This window comes from Haloglomus halophilum (genome assembly GCF_024298885.1).
Taxonomy (GTDB): Archaea; Halobacteriota; Halobacteria; order Halobacteriales; family Haloarculaceae; genus Haloglomus; species Haloglomus halophilum.
Genome location: NZ_CP101166.1, coordinates 1080133 through 1102872 on the forward strand (window position 1 = coordinate 1080133; position 22740 = coordinate 1102872).

A 22740-nucleotide genomic window follows, 5' to 3' on the forward strand; every position below is an offset into this window, starting at 1 on the left:
TCCTCTCTATGCAGCAGGCCACTTCTGTCAGCTGCCGACCGGCTCCACCAGTCCCGACCGTTCAGGACTCGAAGAGCCGCTGGGCCCGCCGGTAGATCGGAGCCCCGAGCCAGTCACGGTCCGCTGCGAGCCGTTCGAGCCGCTCGGACGCCTCTGCCTGGGTGAGACACCCGCGCTTCACCAGCGCTCGAAGGAGGACCGGCGAGATCGCGACCTGCGCCTCGGTCAGCTGTTGCAGCTCGGGGAGGGCGCGCAGGTCGTCGGTGATGAGGAACGCCGCCTCGTGGTCGGTCGCCAGGCGTGCACAGGACGCTTCACCCGAGTCGACGCGTGAGGTCTGGAGGTCCGTGGCGCTGCTGTCGTGAACCGGAACACCGGCGAGGCGGCCGGGAGCTGTTTCAGCGGCCATACCGTGCACGTCGTCGTACTCGGCCGTCTCCGAGAGTTCCGACATCACCTGGGTCGTCGTTCGGACCTCGTACTCGGCCAGTACCGAGTCGAGAACGTCGGCGAGTTCGAGCGAGATGACCGCACTCGTATCCACGACGAGCATCGGTCACTCGAGCGCTGCCAGATCATCGGCCAGCGCCTCGCCGTCCTCCAGTAGCGCCTTCGAGGCCCGGACGGAATCGGCGTCCTGCCGACCGATGAACGTCCGCAGCGTCTCGAACTCGATGTCGCCGTCGAGATACAGTTCGATCACGTCCTCGCGGAACGCGTCCTCGTCCTCGATCTCGTCGAGGTACGTCCGTAGGGCCTCGATGACGATCTCGGTCCGGTTCCTGTGCGTCAGCTCCGCTGCGACATCGGCCTTCTCGACCAGCTCCTCCGGAATGCGGAAGTTGACACGTGTGGTTCCCATCGGCGATCGCTTCGTGTACATACGTTGTACCCACGATTGGATAAGCGTTGCCTCGGGGCCCCACCGTTCCCGGAAGTAGCGGTCCTCCGGTGACCCCTTCCCCTGGACGCGACTTCCGCCCCGGAGAAAGCTACTTGCCGGCGGCCGGTGAACGGGTCCGTATGCGATTCGTTATCGTCGGTGCTGGGCGCGTCGGGATGCGGACGGCGCGCGTGCTCCGCGAGGAGGGCCACGATGTGGTCATCGTCGAGCCGGACCGGACGAAGGTCGAGCGCCTCCGCGAGGAGGGGTTCGCCGTCGTCGAGGGGGACGGCTCACAGGAGGAACTGCTGCTCGATCTCGATCTCGAGGAGATCGACGGGCTCGCGGCGCTCACGCCGGACCTCGTCGTCAACTTCACCGCCTGCATGATCGCGAAGGAGTACGGCTGCCGGACGGTCCTGCGGGCCGACGACGACTATCGCGAGTACGTCATCCGGAAGTACGCCAGCGACGTGGACGAGGTCGTCTACCCGGAGCGACTGGGTGCAGTGCTGGCGAAGAACGCGCTGCTCGGCGGCAACATCCACGCCATCGCGGACGTTGCCCAGGAGGTCCAGCTCGTCGAGCTGACGGTGACCGAGGAGTCACCGATGCGGGGGTACACCCTCTCGGAGCTGGAGATGCCCGCCAACTCCCGGCTGCTCGCGTTCGGCAAGGCCGGCAGCCCGGTCGAGATCCCCGAGCCCGACCAGTCGCTGGAGGAGGGTGACCGGCTCGTCGTCATCGCCGGGTTCGACGTGCTGGGCGACGTCCGGCACCTCATCGTCGGCGGGAGCGACGCACAGCAGGTGGCCGCCGCGGCCGCCGGAGGTGAGTGAGGATGGTGCGCGCCTACGTGATGGTGAAGGCCCACACCGGCGAGGCCGACCGACTGCTCCGGGAGATCGAGTCCATCGAGGGCGTCGTCGACGCGGCCGTCGTCGCGGGCGATGTCGACCTCATCGCGACACTGGACGTCCCCTCGCCGGCGGAGGTCAAGACCGTCGCTGCCGACGCCATCCAGAACATCGACGGCGTCGAGGACACACAGACCTACGTCGCGATGGAGTCATCGGGTCGGTCGGCGTAGCGACCGTAGCGGCCGGGAGCCGCTGTCACCCGTGACCGTCACGCCTATGCGCGGTGACGCGTAGTCGGCGTGTATGAACCGCCGCCTGCTGGTCCCCGCGGTCGTTCTCCTCCTCTCGGTGGCCCTGCTCGTCGGGCAGGCCGCCACGGCCCCCGCACCCGGCGTACAGCCGGCAACGCCCGACGCCCCCGAGGGCGGCGAGGGCGCCTATCCCGGCAAGACGCTCATCTCGGTGCAGGTGTACGGCTGGTTCACCGAGGACAACGGACAGGCCATCATCGTCGACCAGAACGGCACGCGAACCTGGACGTACGACCCGCCGCACGCCTACGTGTTCGACGCGGAAGCCCTCGACAACGGGAACGTGCAGGTCGCGTTCGGGCAGAACCCGCTCGCCGAGAACGTCCGGTGTCCGGACGAGTACTACAACGGCGAGCGCCCGGCCGGCAAGAACGGCTGCATCTACAACCGCGTCGTCGAGGTGGACCCCGACACGAACGAGATCGTCTGGGAGCACTCCTGGTACGACGCCTTCCCGACCCACCACGAGGTCCACGACGCCGACCGGCTCCCGAGCGGGGAGACGGTCATCATCGACATGGGCAACGACCGGACGTTCACCGTCGACCAGTCCGGCAAGATAACGTGGGAGTGGTACGCCGAGAACCACCTCACCGAGGGCACCGAGTTCTGGAACGAGTACGTCGCCCCGCTGCCCGAGGAGGAACAGGAGGAGTTCCGCCGGAAGGGCGCCGAGGGCGACTGGACCCACATGAACGACGTGGACCTGCTCGAGAACGGCAACCTCCAGATGTCCATCCGGAACTTCGACACGACCATCGAGGTCGAGCGTCCCTCCGGAGACATCGTCGGCGTCGTGGGGGCGCCCACGCGCCACGAGGTGATGAACGAGCAGCACAACCCCAACCGGCTGGAGCGCCACGATACCCTGCTCGTCGCGGATTCGGAGAACGACCGCGTCGTCGAGGTCCACGCCTCGAACGGCTCCGTCGTCTGGGAGTACGACGGGACGGGGTCGGGTGAGAAGCTGGCCTGGCCGCGGGACGCCGACCGCCTCCCCAACGGGAACACCCTCGTCACCGACTCACGGAACTTCCGGGTGCTGGAGGTCGGCCCCAACGGGAGCGTCGTCTGGTCGCACTCGCTGGCCGACCGCAAGGGTATCGTCTACGAGGCCGACCGCCTCGGGACCGGCGACGAGCCGCTGCCCGAGGAGCCGGACAACGTGCCGGCGGGCGGCGAACTGCAGAGCCGCTCCACGGGTGGTGTCGGTGACACGGTCGCGACCGTCGAGTCGTGGCTCGGCTTCGTCTTCCCGCCCTGGGTCGGCATCATGGAGGTCCTGACGGGGCTCGTCGGCCTCGTCGCCGGTGTGGCACTCGTCTGGGAGGGGTACCGCGACGGCTGGTTCGCGGACATCCCCTGAGAGCCACCGAAAACCGTTTTCCGCCGGGGCGTGCCGGGGTACTCGAAGATGCCCTCCGACGACCGCAGCCCCGATACCGGTCACGGCCACGACACCGTCACGACCCACTCGTCGACCCGCCGAGCGTTCCTCGCCACCGGGGCAGTCGCCACGACGGCGGCGCTCGCTGGCTGTGCCTTCGGCACCGGGGCGCTGGAGATCGAGCGCTCGACGAACGTCTACAGCATCCCGGCCGACACCGCCATCGACATCTCCAACACGAACGGCGACATCATCGTCGAGCCGCTGCCCGAGGGCGACGACGTGGAGGTCGCCATCGTGAAGCGCACCCGGGGGAACCGCGACCGTTTCGACCGCGTCTCCGTCGTCTCCGCGGTCGAGGACGGCACGCTCGAACTCGAGACCGACTACGAGGGCGCCCTGTCCTCGGGGCGCGTCTCGGTCGACCTGACCGTCCGGGTGCCGGAAGGCCACCCGCTCGTGGGCGCCGGCACGGGCAATGGCGACGTGACCGTCTCGGGCGTGGCGGGCGACGCGACGCTCCGGTCGGCCAACGGTGATGTCACCGCCGATGACATCGACGGCGCCCCGGAACTGGAGACGGCCAACGGCGATGTCGAGGCGACCGGGACGACCGGCCTGGCGGGCGCGCGGAGCGCCAACGGGGACGTGGCCGTCGAGCTGTTCACCCTCTTCGAGGCCCTGACCTGTTCCTCGGGCAACGGCGACGTCGATGTCGGCGTCCCGAGCTACCTCCCGGCCGATGTGGAGCTCTCGGTCGGGAACGGCGACATCACCGTCGAGGGCGTCGACCTGCAGAACCGCTCGGGGAGCGGGAACCGCATCACTGGCCGACTCGTCGGGGGCGGGCACGAACTGACCTGCGAGTCGGGCAACGGCGACGTGCGGCTGTACGGCCTCTTCGAGTGACGGACGGCGATAGACGATGGACGGCCGACGGGTCGCGGTGGCGGGCGTCAGTCGTCGCCCGCGTCGGCGGTCGCGTCGGGCCGGTCCGGCGGCTGGAGGTCGCGCTGGAACTCGTCGAACTGGTCGAGGTCGTCGGGCAGGTCGTAGGGGATCTCCCGGTCGTCCTTCCCGCGCTCGTGGTCCGCGTCGACCGGGTCGGCCACGGACTCCCAGCCCGGCTTCACTTTCACGCTCCGGGCGGGCGTCCCGACGGCGATGTGGTGGGCGGGGATGTCGTCCTGCACGACGGCGCGCGAACCGACGACGGCGTTCTCGCCGACCCGACAGCCGGCCTGAACCACGGCGTCGTAGGTGAGCCGCACGTCGTCCTCGATGACCGTGTGGTAGTTGGTCACCTCTGTCTGGTCGACGATATCGTGGTCGTGGCTGTAGACGTGGACGCCGTCGCTGATGGAGACGCGGTCGCCGATGGTCAGCTGCCCGCGGTCGTCGAGGTGGACGTCGTCGTGGATGACGACGTTATCCCCGACCTCGATGTTGTGGCCGTAGGTCATCGAGATGCCCTTGAAGAAGCGGCAGTTCTCCCCGCAGTCCTCGAAGAGGTGCTTCGCGAGCATCCGGCGGAAACGGAGCGCGAACTCCACGTTGTCGGCCATCGGCGTGGCGTCGAACTGGCGCCAGAGCCACTGGAGGTACTTCGACTCCTGGAACCGGTCCTCGTCCTTCTCGGCGTAGTACTCCGATTCGAGCGTGGCGTTGCAGGGGTCGTACCCCTGGAGCCGGACGCGTTCGGCGGGTGAGACCTCCTCGCCGGCCTGCCAGCGGTCGTAGGCGTCGCGGTCGCCGAACAGGTCGACGAGCGTCTCCGTGACGACCTCGCAGGTGTCCTCCTCGGGGTCGCCGAGCCGCCGGTCCACGTCCTCAAGGAACGCCTGGAGGCCCTCCTCGGCCTCGACCGGCAGGCGGACGTGACGTTTGGTCATACCCGCCCGGTAGTCGGTCCGGCGGCATAGGGGTTGCCGTTACGTCGGTGTAACCGGCGCCGTGGCGTGGTTTCCACACGACCGCGCTCGCGGCGGGACGCCGCCACGCCGTCCCCACGATGCAACCCCGCCATCCAACGGCGCTATGCCATCCCCACGATGCAACCCCGCCATCCAACGGCGCTATGCCATCCCCACGGTGCCATCCCACCGTCCCGACGGCGCGACTCCACCGTCCCCACGGGGCGGGAACTGACCGCATCCGCTAAGTGCGACCGCACCCGAACAGGGCGTATGAACCATCGAGAACTCGGCAACTCCGGGGTCGAGGTCAGCGAAGTCGGCTTCGGCGCGTGGGTCGTCGGCACGGACTGGTGGGGCGACCGCACCGAGGAGCAGGCCGTCGAGATGGTCCAGCACGCGCTGGACCGGGGTATCACCTACTTCGACACGAGCGACGTGTACGGTCACGGCGACTCCGAGCGGCTGCTCGGGCGCGCGCTCGCCGAGCACCGCGACGAGGTCGTCCTCGGCACGAAGGTCGGTTACGACTTCTACAACAACCCCCAGGCCGGCCACGGCGAGCTCCCGAAGGAACTGGACGTCGAGTACCTCGACGAGGCCTTCGAGAAGAGCCTCGACCGCCTGGGTACGGACCACGTCGAACTGCTCCAGCTCCACAACCCCAACGCCGACGAGGTCGACGCAGACGTGCTGGAGTGGCTCGACCAGCAGCGCGAGCAGGGCCGCGTCGACGCGGTGGGGTGGGCGCTCGGCCCCTCCATCGGCTGGCTCGCCGAGGGGGACGCTGCCGTCGCCCACGAGTTCGACGTGGTTCAGACCGTCTTCAACATGTTCGAGCAGACGCCGGGTCGGCACTTCATCGAGACCATCCGCGCCGAGAACGCCGACACGAGCGTGATGGCCCGCGTCCCGCACTCCTCGGGCCTGCTCAACGAGCAGGTGACCCCGGAGACGGAACTGGAGGAGGGCGACCACCGCGGCCACCGACCCACCGAGTGGTACGAGGCCGGCTGGGAGAAGGTCGAGAACATCCGGTTCCTCGAGCGCGATGGGGCACGAACGCTCGGGCAGGCCGCCATCCAGTGGCTCCTCTCGTTCGACGAGATGGCGAGCGTCACGCCGACGTTCCGCACCGAGGCCGACATCGACGAGTGGGCCGCCGCGCCCGATACGCCCGCACTCGACGCCGAGGAGCTGGAGCGCGTCGAGAAGCTGTACGCCGAGAACTTCGGTGCCACGCAGGACGACGGGATGGCCGCCGAGGACCTGCGGACGAGCGTCGGCGGCGACGACCTGCGGGACGCGGGCGTACTGTCGAGCGCCGCGGGAGACTGAAACAGTTCGAGAAACCCGAGAATAGAGTTATAGATGAGTTCGTACCTGCCATAGACGAGGATACACAGACGTATTCCGAACTGAACTCATATCTGCAACCCACCTGCGCCACGTTCACGTCCCACTGCTGGGTGGTTCGGGTCCCGGTGCGAGCAGGTGAACGGACGGTTCGTGGGAGACCGAGAATCTGCGGGGGAAATTTTTGACTCTACCCACCATACCACAGTGTATGTCCGAGGCGACGCTGGACGGTCGGGGCCGTCTTACGCTCCCGAAAGAGGTCCGAGAGCGGTACGGTGACCACTACCGCATCGTCCAGCTTCACGACGGTATCAAGCTGATTCCGATCGAAGACGATCCGCTGGATGCGCTCCGGTCGGAGTTCGCGGACGTCGAGAAGACGGCCGAGGAACTCCGGGCGGACGCTCGCGAGGGCGCACTGGAGGGGGCCGGGCGCTGAATGTACGCGGAGACGGACTTCCTGCTGGCACTCATCAAGGACGAGGACTGGTTCGGGGACGCAGCCGAGACGGTGTATCGCGACCACCGAGACGACCTCTGGACCTCCCAGTTCACGCTCGTCGAGTTGCTCATGGTCGCCTACTGCGAGGGACTCGACACCGATCGGGTGGTCACCAACGCGGCCGCCCTGCTGGAGGTGCGCGGTGACGTGGACACGGTCGTCGCCGCCGCGACCTACGTCGAGAATCACGGGTTCACCCCCTTCGACGCGCTGCATCTCGTCGAGTCCGACGGCGACACCATCGTCTCGAGCGACGAGGCCTACGAGTCGTTCGCCCCCCGTCTCGACCTGAAACAGACGGGGGAGGGTGAGGCGGGCACCGAGGGGAGAATGTCATCTGACGGCTATCTCTGGAGAACGGTGCTGCATACAGAACGCGAGTCGTCACCAGCGAGTGAAACAGACTGTAGCTATGGCCACAGGCCGCGTGCCTCGTGTCCTTCGGCGATTCTGGAGAGCGCGACGATGTAGGCCGCGTCTCGCCATGTCACGTCACGCCTGTCGTATTCGGCCTGAATCGCATCCCAAGCGGAGTTCATCTCGGCTTCGAGTTCCTGATTGACCCGTTCGAGTGACCACGCTCTGCGATTGATGTCCTGAAGCCACTCGAAATAGCTCACGGTAACACCGCCGGCGTTGGCCAAGATGTCGGGGATAACGGCGATATCACGCTCTTCGAGGGCTGAATCGGCCGCAAACGTCGTCGGGCCGTTCGCCCCTTCGATGATCAGGTCGGCCGCCACCGAGTCTACGTTTGCTCTCGTAATCACGTTACCAAGAGCGGCGGGGACGAGAACGTCCACGTCCAGCGTGAGCAGCTCCTCGTTCGAGATCACGTCATCGGCGTACGTTGTGACGGCTTCCGGTTCCTCATCGTGTGAGGGCACCGAGGCGGTGTCGATCCCCGCCGGGTCGTACATCGCGCCGTTCACGTCGCTGATAGAGACGATCGTGGCTCCCCACCGGTCCAGCAGACGGGCCGCGTTCGCACCAACGCTTCCGTACCCCTGGACCGCAACGGTCGTCTCTGACAGGTCGCGGTCGTAATAGCCACAGGCGAGTTTCGTGGCGATGGCGACGCTTCGACCGGGGGCCTTCTCGCGTCCCTTGCTTCCTCCGACGACGGGGGGTTTGCCGGTGACGACGCCCGGTATCGTCTCTCCTTCCTGCATCGAGTAGGCGTCCATCAGCCACGCCATCGTCTGTGGGTCCGTCCCCATGTCCGGGGCCGGGATATCCTGTTTCGGCCCGATGACGGACCGGATCTCCTGGGTGAACCGGCGGGTGAGTCGCTGTTTCTCGTCCGAACTCAACTCCTTCGGGTTGACCGCCACACCTCCCTTCGCGCCCCCGAAGGGCAAGTCCATCACCGCACACTTCCAGGTCATCCACATGGCGAGGCCGACACTCTCGTCTCTGCTGACAGCCGGATGGTAGCGGAGGCCTCCCTTGTACGGCCCCCTGACGCTGTCGTGCTGCGCCCGGTAGCCCGTGAACACCTCGACCGTTCCGTCGTCCCGTTCAACTGGAACCGTCACCTCGTGGACTTTCTTCGGATGCTTCAGCCGTTCGAGGACGTTCGGGTCGATATCGAGGTGATCGGCAGCTCGGCGGAGTTGCCTGCGGGCCGTCTTGAGCGCCGATCCCGGATCGGGCGACCCCTCGGTCTCGTCGTCCGTCGTTCGGTGGGTAGTGTCGTCTGTCGATGCCATCGTTACTCGAGCGGCATTCTTCGGTTTCGCATCTGGCCGCCACAATCGGGACACGTGCTGGGCTTGAGCTCCGCGAGGGTGATGTTGCCACAGTCGAAACATTCATACGCCGATTCCTCCCCCGACTCGTACTCAACATCTCTCATCAGGTAATCACGAGTGCCGCCGGGGTATCGGGGCACTCCAGTCCGGTCTATCCACGCCGGACCCCAGTATCCGGCAGTTCAATACCAAACATCAGTTGCAGAGGTGGGTTCGTTATTCAACCCCTTGGAGAACGGTAGCGGTCAGGTAGCCGCTCTCGTCGAAAAGGGTCGCGAACAGTTTCCGCTGGACCGTTCGGACATGCTGGTAGAATGCCGTCGGAGAGATCCCCAGTGTTTCGGCGACATCCTCTCCCGTCCGTGCACGCGGTGACTCGAAATAGCCACTGTAGTACGCCATCTGGATCACCTCGAGCTGCCGGTCGGTCAGCTCGCCGATGATCTTCGAGTAGAGGTCGTGCTCTTCGGTCTGGTCCAGGGTCTGCTTCGACCGGAGGTCGACCTCGGGGAACGATTCGCGAACCAGTCGGGTAATCGTCCGCACATCGATACTGTCCGGGATGTCGATTACGAGGGCCGTCTCATGCGAATCAGTGGTGGCCTCTCGCAAGATCGCACCGTGATCAGCTAACTCCAGAGCGAGGAACGGCCGCGTGAACTGGAGTCGGATCACGCCCCCGTCGTCATCCGTTGTGATCCGCTTGACATCCTCGACTGCGACGAGGTCGGCTGCAGTAGCGACGACGGTGGCCAGGGGGGCACCTTCGACGGTCACGAACACGGCGTTCCCCTCGGTGGATTGCTGGACACCACCCCGGTAGGACACCGTACAGGACGCCTCCTCGGCCAGCCGTGAGAGGACGAACGAAGAGTCTTCGACCGTGAATTCGACACGACTGATCGATGTGGTGAGCAGGGCGTTCTTCCGTTCGATCGCACTCAGTGCGGAGGCCGTGGTTTCACCGAGCTCGGCAAGTACCGCTTTCGCCGTTTCGCCGAACGCGTCCTGTGTTGGTGCATAGACCGTCAAGATACCATACGTGAGGTCGTTGTACACGAGGGGGATACTCAGTATCGAGAGGTAGTCCCGGGAGAGTGCTTCCTTCCGCCAGGGCTCGTCGTGGAGCCGATCTGCGACGTTCCCCACCATCGTTACGTCACCAGTCGCAGCCGTTCGGCCCGCTGGCTCCGCGTCCGACTCGGCGACCGGAACCGACTGGCTGTCCAGATATCCCTGCTCGCTACCTGCCCAGGCGTGTGGCTCGACCGACTCGGTCGTCGGATCCACGGTCCCGATCCAGGCGAACTCGAAGCGGTCGTCCGCCGTCAGTAACTCGCAGACGGCGCTGGTGATCTCTTCGCGGGTTTCGGCCTGGACGAGTGCCTGGTCGATCTCTCGAATCGTCTCGTTAATCCGGTTGAGCGCGGTGAGTCGGTCGTTTTGCTGCTGGAGCCTCCGATCCTGTTCTCGAAGCCGGGACTCTCGCGTTACGCGATCGAGCGCCGCCTCGGCGGTCGCAGCGAGCAGGTCGGCGAGTTCACGGGTAACCTCGTCGAAGGCCCCGATCCGGTCCGACCCAGCGACGAACACGCCGTGGTTACCGAGTGGGATGTACGCGGTCCCCCGGAGATCTGTCGCACGGTTCTCCAGTCGGTCAGTGTCGTGGATGTCGTCGAAGAACAGAGCCTCGTTCTCGACGAAACTGTGCCCCGGATGGGTCTCGCCGTCGGTGTGAACCGTGGGGAGCGGTCCATTCAACGCTTTCATCGCCGGCGAACGCGCGACGGGCTGGAGTTCGTTGGCGTCGGCGTCGAAGAGGTAGACGGCGCTGGCTTCGAGATCCAGAACACCGGGAGTGTCATCGACGACGTGCTGCGCGATCGCCCGGTGGGTTTCGGCGTAGAGGAAGTCACGGGCGGTCTCGTGTAGCGTCGCCAGTGCCTCCTCACGTTGTTTGCGTTTCGTGATGTCACGACAGCTGAAGAGGAGTGTCCCATCCTGGATCGAGACCTCACGAACGTTGACCAGGAGCGTGTGTTCACGCCCGACCTTGTCTGTCGCCGTACATTCGATATTCTTCAGCACTCCCTTCTCGGCGAGCTCCTCACGGTTGAACAGGTCCTCGCCGAGGAGTTCGTCGATCGTCCCGAGTTCGTGGATCTCCTCGGCCGAGTAGCCGAAGATGAAGTGGACGTTGGGGCAGACGTACGTGTACTCACCGTCCTCGTTGGTGATCAACACTGTGTCGGTCATATTGTTCAGCGTGACCCGGTGCAGTTTCTCGGAACGGCGGAGATCACGTTCCAGGGCGACACGGTCGGTGATATCGACACCCTCGACGATGATCGAGCGGAGGTCCCCATACTCGTTCTCGACGGGACGAAGCGAGAGGTCCAGCATCCGGGGTTGCTCTCCTTGCGTCGGCTGTGAGACGACCGCGTTTCCGAAGGCACCAGTGGCCGCCTTCTCGACGAGTTGCTGGATGTCCTCCACAGCCGTATCCGCCTGGGACCACCACGGGAGTGCCCAGAACGGCCGCCCGATGATCGAGTCTACGCTGGCATCTATCATCTCGCGAGCGGCTCGGTTAACCCGTGTGAGTGAGCCGTCCGGATCGAGGACCCAGGTTGCGGTGTCCGAATCGTCGAAGGTGGCGTCGAACTGCCGGGCCCGGTCTCGCTCGGCTATCGACCGTCGGGCTTCTCTGAGGGCGCGTTCCAGACGGGATAGCAGCTCGTCGGGCCGCCCGTCGTCCGGATCCGAGAGTGGGATATAGTCGGTGACACCTGCACCGATGGCTTCACTGGCGACGGTCTCGTCCCCCTCGGCCGTCACCATCACGACCGGGAGTCTGGTCGTTTCGTCCCGGATGTTTTCGAGTAGCTCGATTCCTGTCATCCCCTGAAGCGAGTAGTCGGCGACGATGCAGTCGGGTCCTCCGTTACGGACCAGGTCGAGTGCTGCGGTGCCGGTTCGCTCCGTTCGTACGGTGGTCTCGGTGTTGGTTTCGAGTGTCCTTTCGAGCTGCTCGGTCCACTTGGCTGTGCCGACGAGAACTGTACTGGCAGTATCGAGGATCGAGGACGAGTTCACGATTCCGAGCTGCCCCGCTGACTGGAATCGGGCACGCTGCCGCTTGGCGAAGGGAACCACTTTCGCCGAGCCGGGGAGTGAGCTCCGAGCATGTTCTGGTTAGATAACGAACCCCAGAGGAACAAATCAGTTTGCTATCGGACTGTCTGAGCGATGCGTATCGGCTCTGGTGATGCGATACGCATCGATCGTGGTCGAGACGAACCGCTCGATTCAGAACCAAGTTGCACGTTGTTCGATGGACCCACCTGTGCCCCAGACTCGGATCGACAGTATTCGGCTCCGGATCTCGTCAACTGGTGAACCGACAGCGCGTATGGATCAACCGTGTTCGGTAACCGGGGGATCTGCAGTCTCTCCGGCTGGCCTGTCGAGCCGATATCGGCGCTCGCAGGACTCAACGACGGGCTTGCCGTAGTGCGAGTGAATGGGCCAAGATCCGCTCGCGGTATCGTCTGGCGACCCATTTGCAGTGATGAATTCCTCCGCGTTCACGCGGAGGAGGATGTCAACGACCCGAATGCCCTGCTGGATTCACGCTCCGTAGTCAGCACGCGGTAACAGAGCGTCGGTAGAACACCTCGATACGGTCACCCGCTCCACTGGCTCGGCCAGATGTATCCTGTGCCGGACACGGCTGCCGACCTGGCTGTTCCGGAGAACCGTCGAAACGTGTCGTTTCGAACGTCCACTTACCGCCCGATATCGAACTCGGCGAAGATGTCGTCGATATCGCTGACGAACTCCCGGAGCATCGAGCGGTCGACGTGGGGCATCATCACGACCCGGGCCTCGTCGGTGCCGGTACGCGAGAGCCGCCAGCCACGGTCGCGCAGCGTGTCGATGAGGCGGTCGGGCATGTCCGCCGCGACGATGGGGAGGACGGGCGGCACCACCTCGCAGCCCCGGGTGCGGAGCTTCTTCGCGAGCCACTCGGCGTTGGCCTGGGACTCGTAGTACTGCTCGCGGTAGCCGTCGGGCCACAGCGTCTCCATCGCCGCGACGGCGGAGGCGACGCCCGCGCCCGAGCGGGTCCCGGTGAGCGTCACCTGCGAGGTCGATTCGAGGTAGGGCGTGTCGATGGCGAGTTCGTCGAGGAACTCGGGGCCCCGTGCGAGCAGCCCCCCCGCTGGCACGGCGGCCTGACCCATCTTGTGCGGGTCGATGGTCATCGTGTCCACGTCGGCGGAGGCGAAGTTCCAGTCGTGGCTGGTGAACGGCAGGACGAAGCCGCCCCACGCGGCGTCGACGTGACACAGTGCGCCCACGTCGGCCGCGATGTCGGCCAGTGCCGGAATATCGTCGACGCGGCCGTACTCGGTGGAGCCGGCGACGCCGACGACAGCGATGGTGTCCTCGTCGACCTGTTGCTTGATGGCCTCGAGGTTGGCCGTGTAGTTCGACAGCGGCGCCGTCCGCAACTCGACGCCGAGCACGTCGGCGGCCTTCCAGAACGAGAAGTGCGCGTGCTGGGGGGCGACGACGTTGGGGTTGCGGGTGTCGGTCTCGAAGCGGTTGCGCGCGATGCGGACCGCCTGGATGTTGGCCTCGGTGCCGCCGGAGGCGACGTAGCCCGCGACATCGGGCAGGCCGACGATCTCCCCGAGCAGGTCCACCGCGCGGCGTTCCAGCTTGGCGACGGTCTCGTACGTCCCCGGGTCTCCCGGGTTGGTCGCGAGGAACCGCTCGGCCGCGTCCCGCGCAGCCGGGTGCGGCTCCGTACACATCGACGAGAGAACTTGCCCGAAGTCCTGTGGATCCTGTTCGACCCGCTGCATCTAGACACCTACCAGTGGAGGCGTTCTCTTAGGTATTGCGCCACGGACTGGCGGGGGGTATACAACCCCGCTGGCGTGGTTCACTCGCGGGTCCGGACGGAGCCATCGCTGCCGAGGAGTGGCCCGCGATGGACACGCCGGGGTGTCAGCGTAACGAGTGGATGGATTTCACGCACTCCCGTTCTGCAGGGCCTGGCTCGCCCAGTCGGGCTGGGTCACGGACCGGTCACCGAGCCCGACGGTCCGGTAGCCGACGGAGAAGCTGCTGGATTCACCCTGGATGTCGTACGTTCCCCGGGCGACCAGCGCGTGGATCCGCCCCTGCGAGTCGGCCACGAACCGGAGCCGGTAGTCGCGGACGTTCGTCGCGTTGTCGGGGAGGGCGTCGGGGTCCGTCGGCGGCGTGGTCGTCTCGAAGGTGACCAGTGTCTGGCCGTCGCGCTCGCTGACGTTCGTGACGGTCGCCTCCGAGCCGTTGATGTAGTTGGCCATGACGCCACTGACGGTGAGCCCGCTCGTGCCGGCCCGTCGGTCACGAACCTGGTAGGTCGTCCGGTCCCCGAGCAATCCCCGGGAGACCCAGACGGTCTCGTTGCCCCAGTGGTCGAACCGGACATCGCCACCACCTTGCTGATTGACCACCCGGAAGCGGTACGCGCTCGCCCCGGGCTCGGTGATGACCTGTTTCTCCCGGGCCGATTTCACCGCTTCACCCCGGTACGCGACGGTCGCATTCAGCTGGAGCCGGTTCTCGAAGCCCGCAGCCACCAGGCCCCGCTCGTGAGCCGCCAGCAACGCCGTCGCGTTCGTCACCTGACCGTTCTCGACGCCGGGCACCGTGTTCGCCGCGTCGCCGTCGACCGGCGTCGGCTCGGCTGACGAGGGGGTGCCGTCACCGCCGAACACGCCGCTACAACCGGCCGTCATCAGGAGGACGGCGAGCGCCACCGCCGCAAGCGGGGACCGTTGCATGGCTCCCGGTCGGCGATGGCGCGGTAAAAGCCTCGTGACTCGTGGTGGGCGTTCTGTCCGCCCGATAGGTCGCGCGAACGGGGAGAATCCGCGCCGCCTAGCGCACGGAGTCGAGCAGGAGCTTCTGCTCGACGCGCTTGACCTCGTGCTGGACATCACGGACGGCGTCGATGTTGGCCGAGATGGAGGAGACCCCCTCGTTGACGAGGAAACGCGCCATCTCCGGCTTCGAGCCGGCCTGCCCGCAGATGGAGGTCGCCACGTCGTGCTCGCGGCAGGTCTCGATGACCTCCGCGATGAGCTCGAGGACGGCGGGGTGGAGCTCGTCGAACCGATCGGCGACGTTGCCGTTGTTCCGGTCAACGGCGAGCGTGTACTGGGTCAGGTCGTTCGTCCCGAAGGAGGCGAAGTCGATGCCGTGCTCGACCATCGACTCCACCGAGAGCGCGGCGGCAGGCGTCTCGATCATCACGCCCCAGTTGCGCTTCTCCCAGTCGATGCCGGCCTCCTCCATCAGGTTCCGGGCCCGGAGCACGTCCTCGGCGTCGTTGACCAGGGGCAGCATCAGCTCGACGTTGTCGTAGCCCATCTCCCAGAGCCGGCGGAACGCCTCCAGCTCGTGGGCGAACACGTCCGGCCGGTCGAGCGAGCGCCGGATGCCCCGATACCCGAGCATCGGGTTGTGCTCGTGGGGCTCGTCCTCGCCGCCCTCCAGCTGGCGGAACTCGTCGGTCGGGGCGTCCAGCGTGCGGACACGGACCGGTCGCGGGTAGAACTCGTCGGCGACGCCGCGCACGCCGTTGATTATCTCGTCGATGTAGGCGTCCTCGCCGTGGTTCTCGATGTAGTGCTCGGGCGTCTCGTTGGTCGAGAGGATCATGTGCTCCATCCGGAGCAGGCCGACCCCGTCGGCGCCGGTCTGGGCCGCGCGCTCGGCCGCTTCCGGGATGGAGACGTTCACCTTGACCTCCGTCGCGGTCATCGGCTTGACGGGGTTCTGCGGGCGGACCTCCTCCAGCCGGTCCTCCTTGGTGGTCTCCTCGTCGGTGCTCCCCTCCGTGACGGTCCCCTTGTCTCCGTCGATGGTGATGAGCTGGCCGTCACCCAGCACCTCCGAGCCGGTACCGGTGCCGACCACGGCGGGGACGCCGAGCTCGCGCGAGACGATGGCGGCGTGGGAGGTCATCCCCCCCTCGTCGGTGACGATGCCGGCGGCGCGCTTCATCGCGGGCACCATGTCCGGGGTGGTCATCTCGGTGACGATGATGTCGCCCTCGCCGACCTTGTCGAGCCCATCGAGCTTGCGGACGACGCGGGCCGCGCCGCTCACGATACCGGGCGAGGCGCCCAGCCCCTTCAGCAGGACGTCGTCGTCCTCGCCGTTCCCGCTGCCGTCGCTCACGGCCGCGTCCGCGCCCGCCCCGGCACTCGCGTCACTGATGGTCGTGATGGGCCGGGACTGGAGCATGAACACGCCCTCCTCCGTGATGGCCCACTCGACGTCCTGGGGGTCGTCGTAGTGGTCCTCGGCGCGCTCGCCGATGTCGATGAGCATCTCGATCTCGTCCTCGTCGAGGACCTGCGCCTCGCGCAGCTCCTCGTCAACCTCGCGCTCGATGGTCGAGCCCGTCTCCGGGTCCTTCTCCATCATCGTCTTCTTGTCCGCGATGGTGGCGTCGAGCACCTCGCCCGTCTCGCGGTCGATGACGTAGTTGTCGGGGGAGACCGACCCCGAGACGACGGCCTCGCCGAGCCCCCACGCGGCCTCGATGATGATCTTCGGCTCGCCGGTCGAGGGGTGGCTGGTGAACATGACGCCGGACTTCTCGGCGTCGACCATCCGCTGGACGACGACCGCGATGTCGACCTTGTCGTGGGCGAAGCCCTGCTCCTGCCGGTAGTAGATGGCGCGTTGCGTGAAGAGGGAGGCCCAGCACCGCTTCACGCGGTCGATGAGGTCCTCGCCGGTGATGTTGAGGAAGGTCTCCTGCTGGCCGGCGAACGAGGCGTCCGGGAGGTCCTCGGCGGTGGCCGAGGACCGCACCGCGACGAACGCTTCGCCGTCGTCGAGGTCGGCGTAGGCGTCGAGGATGCCCTGGCGCATCTCCTCGGGCATCTCCGTCTCGAGGATGAGCTCCTTGGCGTGGGCCTCTGCCTCGGCGAGCGCGGTCGAGTCCTCCGCGTCCACGTCGACGGCCTCGAACAGTTCCTCGTCGATATCCGTGGACTCGATGAACTCGCGATAGCTGCCCGCGGTCACCACGAACCCCGGCGGGACGGGGAGGCCGGCAGCGGTCATCTCCCCGAGAGAGGCGCCCTTGCCGCCGACCAGATCGAGGTCGTCGGACCCGATCTCGTCCAGCCAGAGGACGAACTCGTTCGCACCCGAATCCGGTGTAGCCATTTGGTCGTTATCTTGCCAGCCCCGGTGATAGGTGCTTCGTTACTCGCCGGTGGCCGAGGTCGGTCGAGAGCGCCGAATATTGCCGGCTCGGTGCCCGAAGCACCGGAAATCTTTGGACGGAGAGGGCTGTCCGTAACCCCTCGTGGTCAGGGGTGTCGACGCGACCGCTAGGCCCCGGATAACAAAGGTCACTCCCGGCCGACCCTTGATGTTCGGACCCCTGTTCCCGAGGGCCGTCCGCCTGCCTCCCTGCAGCAGGGACATCGACGCGACCGTCCTGCCGGTGCTCGTGGCTACTCAGCGTAGCATCGTGGGGATTCCAACGCCTGCCGCGGACACCACGACGAACGACACGAGGAGATAGACGAGTAACACCAGCACGTTGCGCTTGTGCGTTCCAGGGGCCATCCCCGGGACGAGGGAAGCGATGGATGAATGGGGAATCCGGAGGAGCATCCGGCGATCAGCCCGATTCGGAGGTCTGCTCGCCACCGTCGGGGGACTCCGGCATCGGTGTCGACGAGTCGGTGGCCGTGGGGGTCGGCGAGTCGGTGGCCGTGGGGGTCGGCGAGTCGGTGGCCGTGGGGGTCGGCGAGTCGGTGGCCGTGGGGGTCGGCGAGTCGGTGGGCGTACTGGTGGTCCGGGTGGAAGCCGTGCCGGTCTTCATCTCGGTGTCGGCTGTCACGGTGCCCGTCTCGGTCGCCGGTGGTTCCGGGGGTGGAGTCGGAGTCGGAGCGGTGATGGAGGAACCCTTACCGCCCGACTCCTCACCGAACACCGAGACGTCCGAACTACCGCTGTTGCCGCCGCCGGACCCACCGAGCGCGGACGCGTCGATGGTGACCGATACCTCCTCCTCATCGGTGAACGCGGCGTAGGTGTGTCCGCCAGCGATGCTCAGCCCGAACACCAGCACGACCACCAGAACGGCCCTTCGGCGGTCAGTCATCGGAACCACCCCCACGAACGGCAGACAGTCGCCGATAGACGAATCGGGTCGGCTCCACGACCGCATACCCGATGTAGTAGAGCAGGACGAACGGGACCGTGATAAGCGGGTTCTCTGACGGGGGCTGGGGCCCACCGCGGCCTGTCTCCACCGCCTCGGCTGTCACATCACTATCGACGGGCCCGTCAGCGGCCGTACTCGATAGCGTGGCCTGGTCGACAGGCACGATGGCCGGTTCCAGCTGGTCGGACGTGACGACTGTTGCCGGAGCAGGGGCCGACTCCGCTTCGGCGACTGCCGGTTCGGCGGTCCCGGTCGGCGACCGGGGCACGACCACATCGGCGCTGTCTCGCCCCGGGACTGCTTCTCCGGGTGCCGCCCCACCGAGCGGTTCTCCGAGGACGGGGGCGTCGTTCCCCGTCCAGGGTGTTCCGGCGTCTCGGACGGCAGCCCGGTCGGTCCCGCCGTCGTGGACCGCCTTGTGACGACGCTCCGATGTCCTCGCGGCGGTGGCGGGGACGGTCGCGGGAGCGTCAGCGCCCGACCGCGTGCCGTCCTCGGGCGGCGAGCCCCCGAACAGGTACATCGCCCCGACGAGGACGAGCGTCGCGCCGACGGTCGTAGCCCCCGTCACGGCCCAGACCTCCAGGGTCGCGTAGGCCACCCACGCGGCGTACGCCGTGAACAGGAACAGGACCCCGACCGTCAGCCGGAGGTCCATCGGGGTCAGCGTGAACCCGCCATCCTCGTCCGCCGCTTCGGCGGGCTCGGCGTCCCTGTCGGCTGTCGCCGCCGCGGTTCCGGCCGTCGCTACGGGGTCGGGCTCGGTGGACGCACCCGGTTCGGGGTCGCCCGGCTCCCCGCTGGCGCCGTCCCCGCCGCGGCTGGACCGTACGAGCACGTACGCCTCCGAGAGTACCAGCAACACCAGCGGCGCGACGAGGAGCGTGAGGATTCCCGTGGTGGTCCCGGCGAACTGGATGACGTAGCCGACCAGCGGGATGACGAACAGGTGGCCCCCGACGGTCGGCACCACGCCGCGGACCTGGTCGGCAGTCACCAGTGCCGGGTCGGGATCCTCGTTCGCGTCCCCCGCGGTCCGGAACGCGAGCCCCTGTTCGGTCTCGACCACCTCGATGACCCGGTGGGTCGTCGGCCGTGTCTCGCCCGCCGCCGCGAAGGTCACCACGTCGCCCGCCGAGATGGTCGACGGTGGTACCGCCTCGGCGACGATGACATCGCCCGCACTCATCGCCGGCTCCATGCTCCCCGAGAGCACGACGTAGCTCGCGTCGGCACCGACCACGCCCGGCACTGCGTAGACGACGAACGGCAGGACGAGGGCGACGACGAGGAGTGTCCCCACCACCGACAGTAGCCGCCGCCAGGGTACTGATTCGAGTACGTCGTTGCCGCCGTCACGTTCGAGTTCGGTGTCTGTCATTCTTCGCACCCCTTCGATTCCGGCGTCTGGAACGTTCCCTCGTACTTCAGCCCGCACGTGCCGGGACACGGCACCGAGTTGCTCCGGCCGCTGTCGGGGAACGAGTTGCCGCTCTTGTCGTAGGTCGTCCCGCCCGTCGCCGTGGTGAAGGTGCCCGACGTTCCGGGATCGGTGAAGACCCGAATCTCGGGGCCGTACTTCAGCACCACGGTCTCCAGCGTCGACGGTGCGCTCGTCAGGTCGAGGGTGTCCCCGCTCACGGTGAACGTCAGGTCGCCGTCCGTCAGGGCCTCTCCGTCCGCCGCGCAGAACGCGACCCAGCTGATATCCTTCCCCGACGACACGGGACACGACAGCGGCTCGTACGGGTTCGTCGGCGCGTCGTTGTTGCGACACTGCTCGGCGAAGAACTCCAGGTCGAAGTCCGTCTCGTCGAACTCCGCGGAGTCCTCGGTGTACTCCCACCCGACGAGGAGGTATCGAGTCGTGTCCGCGTCCAGACATCCGTCGTCGCCGAACTGGAGCTTCGTTCCCGGCTGTTCGGCGAGGTCACGGAGGGTCCGGCTGTCGATGGCCATCCCGTCGGCGTCCAGGACGTGGTCGCCTGGCGTCCCCTGTGCGTCGGAGTGGCGGACGGAGAGTTCCAGCGCGTCGGCGAGCCCGGCGGCTGATTCGGGCGGGCAGGTCGGCTGGAACCAGACGTGTGCCGGGTTGTTCGCAGAGCCCGGGAGCGAGAGCTCCAGAAGGTCCTGCCCACTCGTGTTGCCCGCCTCGAGCGTTGCAGTCAGGTTCTCGCCGTCGGTGGTGTCCCAGGCGACATCCAGCTCTAACGAGCCGCTCTGGAACAGTCCGTTGAGTGACTCCTCGTCCCGAAGGAGCGCCGCGCTCCCGACGCCGCCGACGACCCCGAGCCCGCCTGCGCCGGCCGCAGCTGCCAGTACCTTCCGGCGGGCGATTCCCCGGTCGCCGTCGTCGTTGCTCATCTCATCCCCCCTCCGAGCGTCGGACCCCCCAGTCGTTCGGCCCTATCATGCCATTCGATGACAAACATCATAAACCCCCTGAACAGTAATCCAGAAGACAGGTCGGCCGCCCGAGCCGACTCTCGACCCTCTGGGCGTCTCTCGGCATGGAGGACCTGTTGCTCCGGCAGGGGTACTGCGCGCTCGACGGGTGCGGTCCCGCCGGGCATCGTCCGCCAGCCGATTCGTGTGTCATGTGTTGTGCCTCGTTCGAGGCCCACCGGCGGAATCGAACCGCCGCAACACGGCGAGGCCGTGCCGGGTGCGCTACACCGCGACGGTGCAGGCCCCGATACCGGTGTGGGTGAGTGTCGGTTAGCTCACGGTGCTGGCTGGATGGTCTGATCGTAGCTGTAGTCGCCTCCGCCGGAGCCCACCGCCTGGTCGAACGTGTTGTCGGCGATGATCGACGCGACGGGTGAGACGGCGTCCCCGTCCTTCTCGCCGAAGTAGAGCTCCAACCCGCTGACGCTGGTGTCGATGTTACTCAGGCTGTTGTCGACGAAGGTCAGCTCCGTCGCGGCCTCCTTGACCTCGGCGCCGATGTTGACGTCGTCGATGGTGTTGTCCCGGACGAGGTAGTTCGTCCCGTCCGCCTCGACGCCGAAGCCGACGCCGAGAGGGGAAGTCCCTGGATTCGCCAAGACCGAACTGATGTCGTTGTCGACGATGTCGACGTTCCGCGGGAGAACGGAGTGATTCCCTGTGCCTCGAATCACGGTGCCGAACGCCCAGCTCGTGGTCTCTTGACCGATTTCCGTGACGGTATTGTTCTTCACCGTGGCACCGTCGACGTTACCTTGGATGCTGATACCCGCGGCCCCACCCTGGGTGTTCCGCCCCTGGATACGACGGGCGGTGTTGTTGGCGATCGTGAGGTTCTCGATGGGATCGCTTGCACTTCCCCCGAATGCCACGATGGCATCCATCCCCTCCCACGTGGGGAGGTTGCTTCCATCGATATCCTCGACGATATTGTTGTAGATCGATACGCCGTCGGGTGAATCACTGATCCGGAGCGCCTCGCCGGTCCCGTTAGATGTCGGAGCCGGCGGCGAGACGGTGAACCCACAGAGGGTCGCCCCGTCCGCGCTCACGACGACCTGGTCGGTGATGGTCGTCGCGGCCGGGTCCCGCGAGAACAGCAGGAGGTCCGGCACGTCGACCGTCACCTGCTCAGCGTACGTCCCGGGTTTGACCATGATGACGTCGCCCGCCGATGCGGCGTCGATGGCGTCCTGAATAGAGCCTGACGTGACTATCGCGTCGACGAACGGGTTGGCCGGGTCGGGGTTGTTCCGTGCTTGCTCGGCGACGAACTGGAACCCGAACTCGATGGCGTCGGACTGGATCTCGTTGCCGACGTCCGTCGGCACCTCCCACTCGATGCAGAGACACGGCCCCTGCTGGTCGTCGGCGCCGCTGGAGCCGGGATACGGAGTCACCGTCCCATCGTCGTTCCCCGGCTCGTCCCCGTCGAGCGGGAAGCCGGTCTCCAGATCCTTCGAGAGGTCGGCCAGCGTGTAGTCGGCGGGGTTGTTCAGCTCCCGGGTGTTGCTGCACTCCACCTGATCGCCGTCGAGACTCGCGCTCTCGGCATACGAGACCGTCACGTCCATCGCACAGCTCAGATCGCCAGCGTCCGCGCCGTCGTTCGTCCCGTTCATGCTGCCGCCGGGCGTGGCGTCGACGCCGCCCTCCGGCTCGGTCTGTCCGTTCTCGTAGTCGGTCACCCCGGCCGAGCCGACCCAGAGCCAGCCCCGGTTCGTGACGATCTTCGGACAGAACGCGAGCGTTCCGCTATCGCCCGGCTTCACGTCGGAGACGGTGTAGTCGTACACCGTTGCCCCGTCGCCGTTGACCTCGCCGCTCTGACTGCTGGTGCCGAACGACCCCTGGTCCGTGCTGGTGTAGTAGTCGACCACGAGGTCGAGCGTCCCCGCCTGAACCGAGTTGTTCAGGAACGATTCCGTGTCGTTGAACAGGGCGCTCGTGCCCAGCCCAGCGCCCGCCCCCGCGGCTCCCACCGTGGCGAGCCCCGCGAGTGCCTTCCGCCGCGTGAGTTCGAAGTCCCGGTCTGTCATGATTACCCCCCAGTCGGGAGAG

General features: G+C 66.7%; 19 protein-coding genes and 1 pseudogene. 7 read left to right on the top strand and 13 right to left on the bottom strand.

The window, feature by feature from the left end; genetic code table 11:
* Positions 1-61: 61 nt before the first annotated feature.
* Positions 62-553: a PIN domain-containing protein gene (locus NL114_RS05365; protein ID WP_254823767.1), complete on the bottom strand. Its 492-nt coding sequence runs from the start codon at positions 551-553 to the stop codon at positions 62-64.
* 3 nt (positions 554-556) lie between these two features.
* The gene (locus NL114_RS05370; protein WP_254823768.1) at positions 557-862 is read right to left on the bottom strand and encodes a CopG family ribbon-helix-helix protein; all 306 of its coding nucleotides are present in this window, start codon (positions 860-862) and stop codon (positions 557-559) included.
* Between the two features lie 161 nt (positions 863-1023).
* On the opposite strand from NL114_RS05370, the gene NL114_RS05375 reads away from it, so the two are divergent.
* From NL114_RS05375 to NL114_RS05390, 4 genes are all read left to right on the top strand, one after another.
* Positions 1024-1722 (top strand): potassium channel family protein, encoded by a 699-nt coding sequence (locus NL114_RS05375; protein ID WP_254823769.1) that lies wholly within the window; start codon positions 1024-1026, stop codon positions 1720-1722.
* A gap of 2 nt (positions 1723-1724) precedes the next feature.
* A complete protein-coding gene (locus NL114_RS05380) occupies positions 1725-1973 on the top strand; it encodes an Lrp/AsnC family transcriptional regulator (RefSeq protein ID WP_254823770.1) in 249 nt (82 codons plus the stop codon).
* 73 nt (positions 1974-2046) lie between these two features.
* Positions 2047-3420: an aryl-sulfate sulfotransferase gene (locus NL114_RS05385; RefSeq protein WP_254823771.1), complete on the top strand. Its 1374-nt coding sequence runs from the start codon at positions 2047-2049 to the stop codon at positions 3418-3420.
* 48 nt (positions 3421-3468) lie between these two features.
* A complete protein-coding gene (locus NL114_RS05390) occupies positions 3469-4350 on the top strand; it encodes a DUF4097 family beta strand repeat-containing protein (protein ID WP_254823772.1) in 882 nt (293 codons plus the stop codon).
* 47 nt (positions 4351-4397) lie between these two features.
* Here NL114_RS05390 and NL114_RS05395 read toward each other — a convergent pair whose 3' ends face one another.
* Entirely contained in the window at positions 4398-5333 is a 936-nt protein-coding gene (locus tag NL114_RS05395) for an acyltransferase (RefSeq protein ID WP_254823773.1), read from the bottom strand.
* Between the two features lie 294 nt (positions 5334-5627).
* Between NL114_RS05395 and NL114_RS05400 the strand changes: the two genes are divergently transcribed.
* From NL114_RS05400 to NL114_RS05410, 3 genes and pseudogenes are all read left to right on the top strand, one after another.
* Entirely contained in the window at positions 5628-6692 is a 1065-nt protein-coding gene (locus tag NL114_RS05400; RefSeq protein WP_254823774.1) for an aldo/keto reductase, read from the top strand.
* A 229-nt stretch (positions 6693-6921) separates the two neighbouring features.
* A complete protein-coding gene (locus NL114_RS05405; protein WP_254823775.1) occupies positions 6922-7152 on the top strand; it encodes an AbrB/MazE/SpoVT family DNA-binding domain-containing protein in 231 nt (76 codons plus the stop codon).
* Positions 7153-7509 (top strand): annotated as a pseudogene (locus NL114_RS05410) (PIN domain-containing protein); the annotation flags it as partial.
* A 116-nt stretch (positions 7510-7625) separates the two neighbouring features.
* Here the strand turns inward: NL114_RS05410 and gdhB are convergent.
* The 10 genes from gdhB to NL114_RS05460 form a co-directional block, all read right to left on the bottom strand.
* Complete coding sequence (gene gdhB / locus NL114_RS05415) at positions 7626-8927, bottom strand: glutamate dehydrogenase GdhB (RefSeq protein WP_254823777.1); 1302 nt, start codon at positions 8925-8927, stop codon at positions 7626-7628.
* Positions 8928-8929: 2 nt separating this feature from the next.
* Positions 8930-9073 (bottom strand): rubrerythrin-like domain-containing protein, encoded by a 144-nt coding sequence (locus tag NL114_RS05420; protein ID WP_254823778.1) that lies wholly within the window; start codon positions 9071-9073, stop codon positions 8930-8932.
* A gap of 112 nt (positions 9074-9185) precedes the next feature.
* Complete coding sequence (locus tag NL114_RS05425; RefSeq protein ID WP_254824680.1) at positions 9186-12068, bottom strand: bacterio-opsin activator domain-containing protein; 2883 nt, start codon at positions 12066-12068, stop codon at positions 9186-9188.
* A 689-nt stretch (positions 12069-12757) separates the two neighbouring features.
* Entirely contained in the window at positions 12758-13843 is a 1086-nt protein-coding gene (mfnA, locus tag NL114_RS05430) for a tyrosine decarboxylase MfnA (RefSeq protein WP_254823779.1), read from the bottom strand.
* Positions 13844-14011: 168 nt separating this feature from the next.
* Positions 14012-14815 carry a DUF7537 family lipoprotein gene (locus tag NL114_RS05435; RefSeq protein ID WP_254823780.1) on the bottom strand — a complete coding sequence of 268 codons (804 nt, stop codon included), beginning with the start codon at positions 14813-14815 and terminating at the stop codon, positions 14012-14014.
* A 97-nt stretch (positions 14816-14912) separates the two neighbouring features.
* Positions 14913-17219: a phosphoenolpyruvate synthase gene (ppsA, locus tag NL114_RS05440; protein WP_254823781.1), complete on the bottom strand. Its 2307-nt coding sequence runs from the start codon at positions 17217-17219 to the stop codon at positions 14913-14915.
* A gap of 463 nt (positions 17220-17682) precedes the next feature.
* Positions 17683-18168, bottom strand: coding sequence for a SipW-dependent-type signal peptide-containing protein (locus tag NL114_RS05445; protein ID WP_254823782.1), 486 nt, complete (start codon positions 18166-18168; stop codon positions 17683-17685).
* Positions 18161-19612: a signal peptidase I gene (locus NL114_RS05450; RefSeq protein WP_254823783.1), complete on the bottom strand. Its 1452-nt coding sequence runs from the start codon at positions 19610-19612 to the stop codon at positions 18161-18163. Before NL114_RS05450 ends, NL114_RS05445 begins: the two co-directional genes overlap by 8 nt.
* Positions 19609-20595: a hypothetical protein gene (locus NL114_RS05455; protein ID WP_254823784.1), complete on the bottom strand. Its 987-nt coding sequence runs from the start codon at positions 20593-20595 to the stop codon at positions 19609-19611. The genes NL114_RS05450 and NL114_RS05455 overlap by 4 nt, the downstream gene beginning before the upstream one ends.
* Before the next feature lie 359 nt (positions 20596-20954).
* Positions 20955-22718, bottom strand: coding sequence for a SipW-dependent-type signal peptide-containing protein (locus NL114_RS05460; RefSeq protein WP_254823785.1), 1764 nt, complete (start codon positions 22716-22718; stop codon positions 20955-20957).
* Positions 22719-22740: the final 22 nt, after the last annotated feature.

What these genes read in the sequence shown, in the direction of transcription:
- NL114_RS05450 (WP_254823783.1), bottom strand. Translation starts at nt 19,612, where the DNA reads ATGACAGACACCGAACTCGAACGTGACGGCGGCAACGACGTACTCGAA.
- gdhB (WP_254823777.1), bottom strand. Translation starts at nt 8,927, where the DNA reads ATGGCATCGACAGACGACACTACCCACCGAACGACGGACGACGAGACC.
- NL114_RS05390 (WP_254823772.1), top strand. Translation starts at nt 3,469, where the DNA reads ATGCCCTCCGACGACCGCAGCCCCGATACCGGTCACGGCCACGACACC.
- NL114_RS05385 (WP_254823771.1), top strand. Translation starts at nt 2,047, where the DNA reads ATGAACCGCCGCCTGCTGGTCCCCGCGGTCGTTCTCCTCCTCTCGGTG.
- NL114_RS05395 (WP_254823773.1), bottom strand. Translation starts at nt 5,333, where the DNA reads ATGACCAAACGTCACGTCCGCCTGCCGGTCGAGGCCGAGGAGGGCCTC.
- NL114_RS05455 (WP_254823784.1), bottom strand. Translation starts at nt 20,595, where the DNA reads ATGAGCAACGACGACGGCGACCGGGGAATCGCCCGCCGGAAGGTACTG.
- NL114_RS05435 (WP_254823780.1), bottom strand. Translation starts at nt 14,815, where the DNA reads ATGCAACGGTCCCCGCTTGCGGCGGTGGCGCTCGCCGTCCTCCTGATG.
- NL114_RS05405 (WP_254823775.1), top strand. Translation starts at nt 6,922, where the DNA reads ATGTCCGAGGCGACGCTGGACGGTCGGGGCCGTCTTACGCTCCCGAAA.
- NL114_RS05420 (WP_254823778.1), bottom strand. Translation starts at nt 9,073, where the DNA reads ATGAGAGATGTTGAGTACGAGTCGGGGGAGGAATCGGCGTATGAATGT.
- ppsA (WP_254823781.1), bottom strand. Translation starts at nt 17,219, where the DNA reads ATGGCTACACCGGATTCGGGTGCGAACGAGTTCGTCCTCTGGCTGGAC.
- NL114_RS05400 (WP_254823774.1), top strand. Translation starts at nt 5,628, where the DNA reads ATGAACCATCGAGAACTCGGCAACTCCGGGGTCGAGGTCAGCGAAGTC.
- NL114_RS05380 (WP_254823770.1), top strand. Translation starts at nt 1,725, where the DNA reads ATGGTGCGCGCCTACGTGATGGTGAAGGCCCACACCGGCGAGGCCGAC.
- NL114_RS05445 (WP_254823782.1), bottom strand. Translation starts at nt 18,168, where the DNA reads ATGACTGACCGCCGAAGGGCCGTTCTGGTGGTCGTGCTGGTGTTCGGG.
- NL114_RS05370 (WP_254823768.1), bottom strand. Translation starts at nt 862, where the DNA reads ATGGGAACCACACGTGTCAACTTCCGCATTCCGGAGGAGCTGGTCGAG.
- NL114_RS05375 (WP_254823769.1), top strand. Translation starts at nt 1,024, where the DNA reads ATGCGATTCGTTATCGTCGGTGCTGGGCGCGTCGGGATGCGGACGGCG.
- NL114_RS05365 (WP_254823767.1), bottom strand. Translation starts at nt 553, where the DNA reads ATGCTCGTCGTGGATACGAGTGCGGTCATCTCGCTCGAACTCGCCGAC.
- NL114_RS05460 (WP_254823785.1), bottom strand. Translation starts at nt 22,718, where the DNA reads ATGACAGACCGGGACTTCGAACTCACGCGGCGGAAGGCACTCGCGGGG.
- mfnA (WP_254823779.1), bottom strand. Translation starts at nt 13,843, where the DNA reads ATGCAGCGGGTCGAACAGGATCCACAGGACTTCGGGCAAGTTCTCTCG.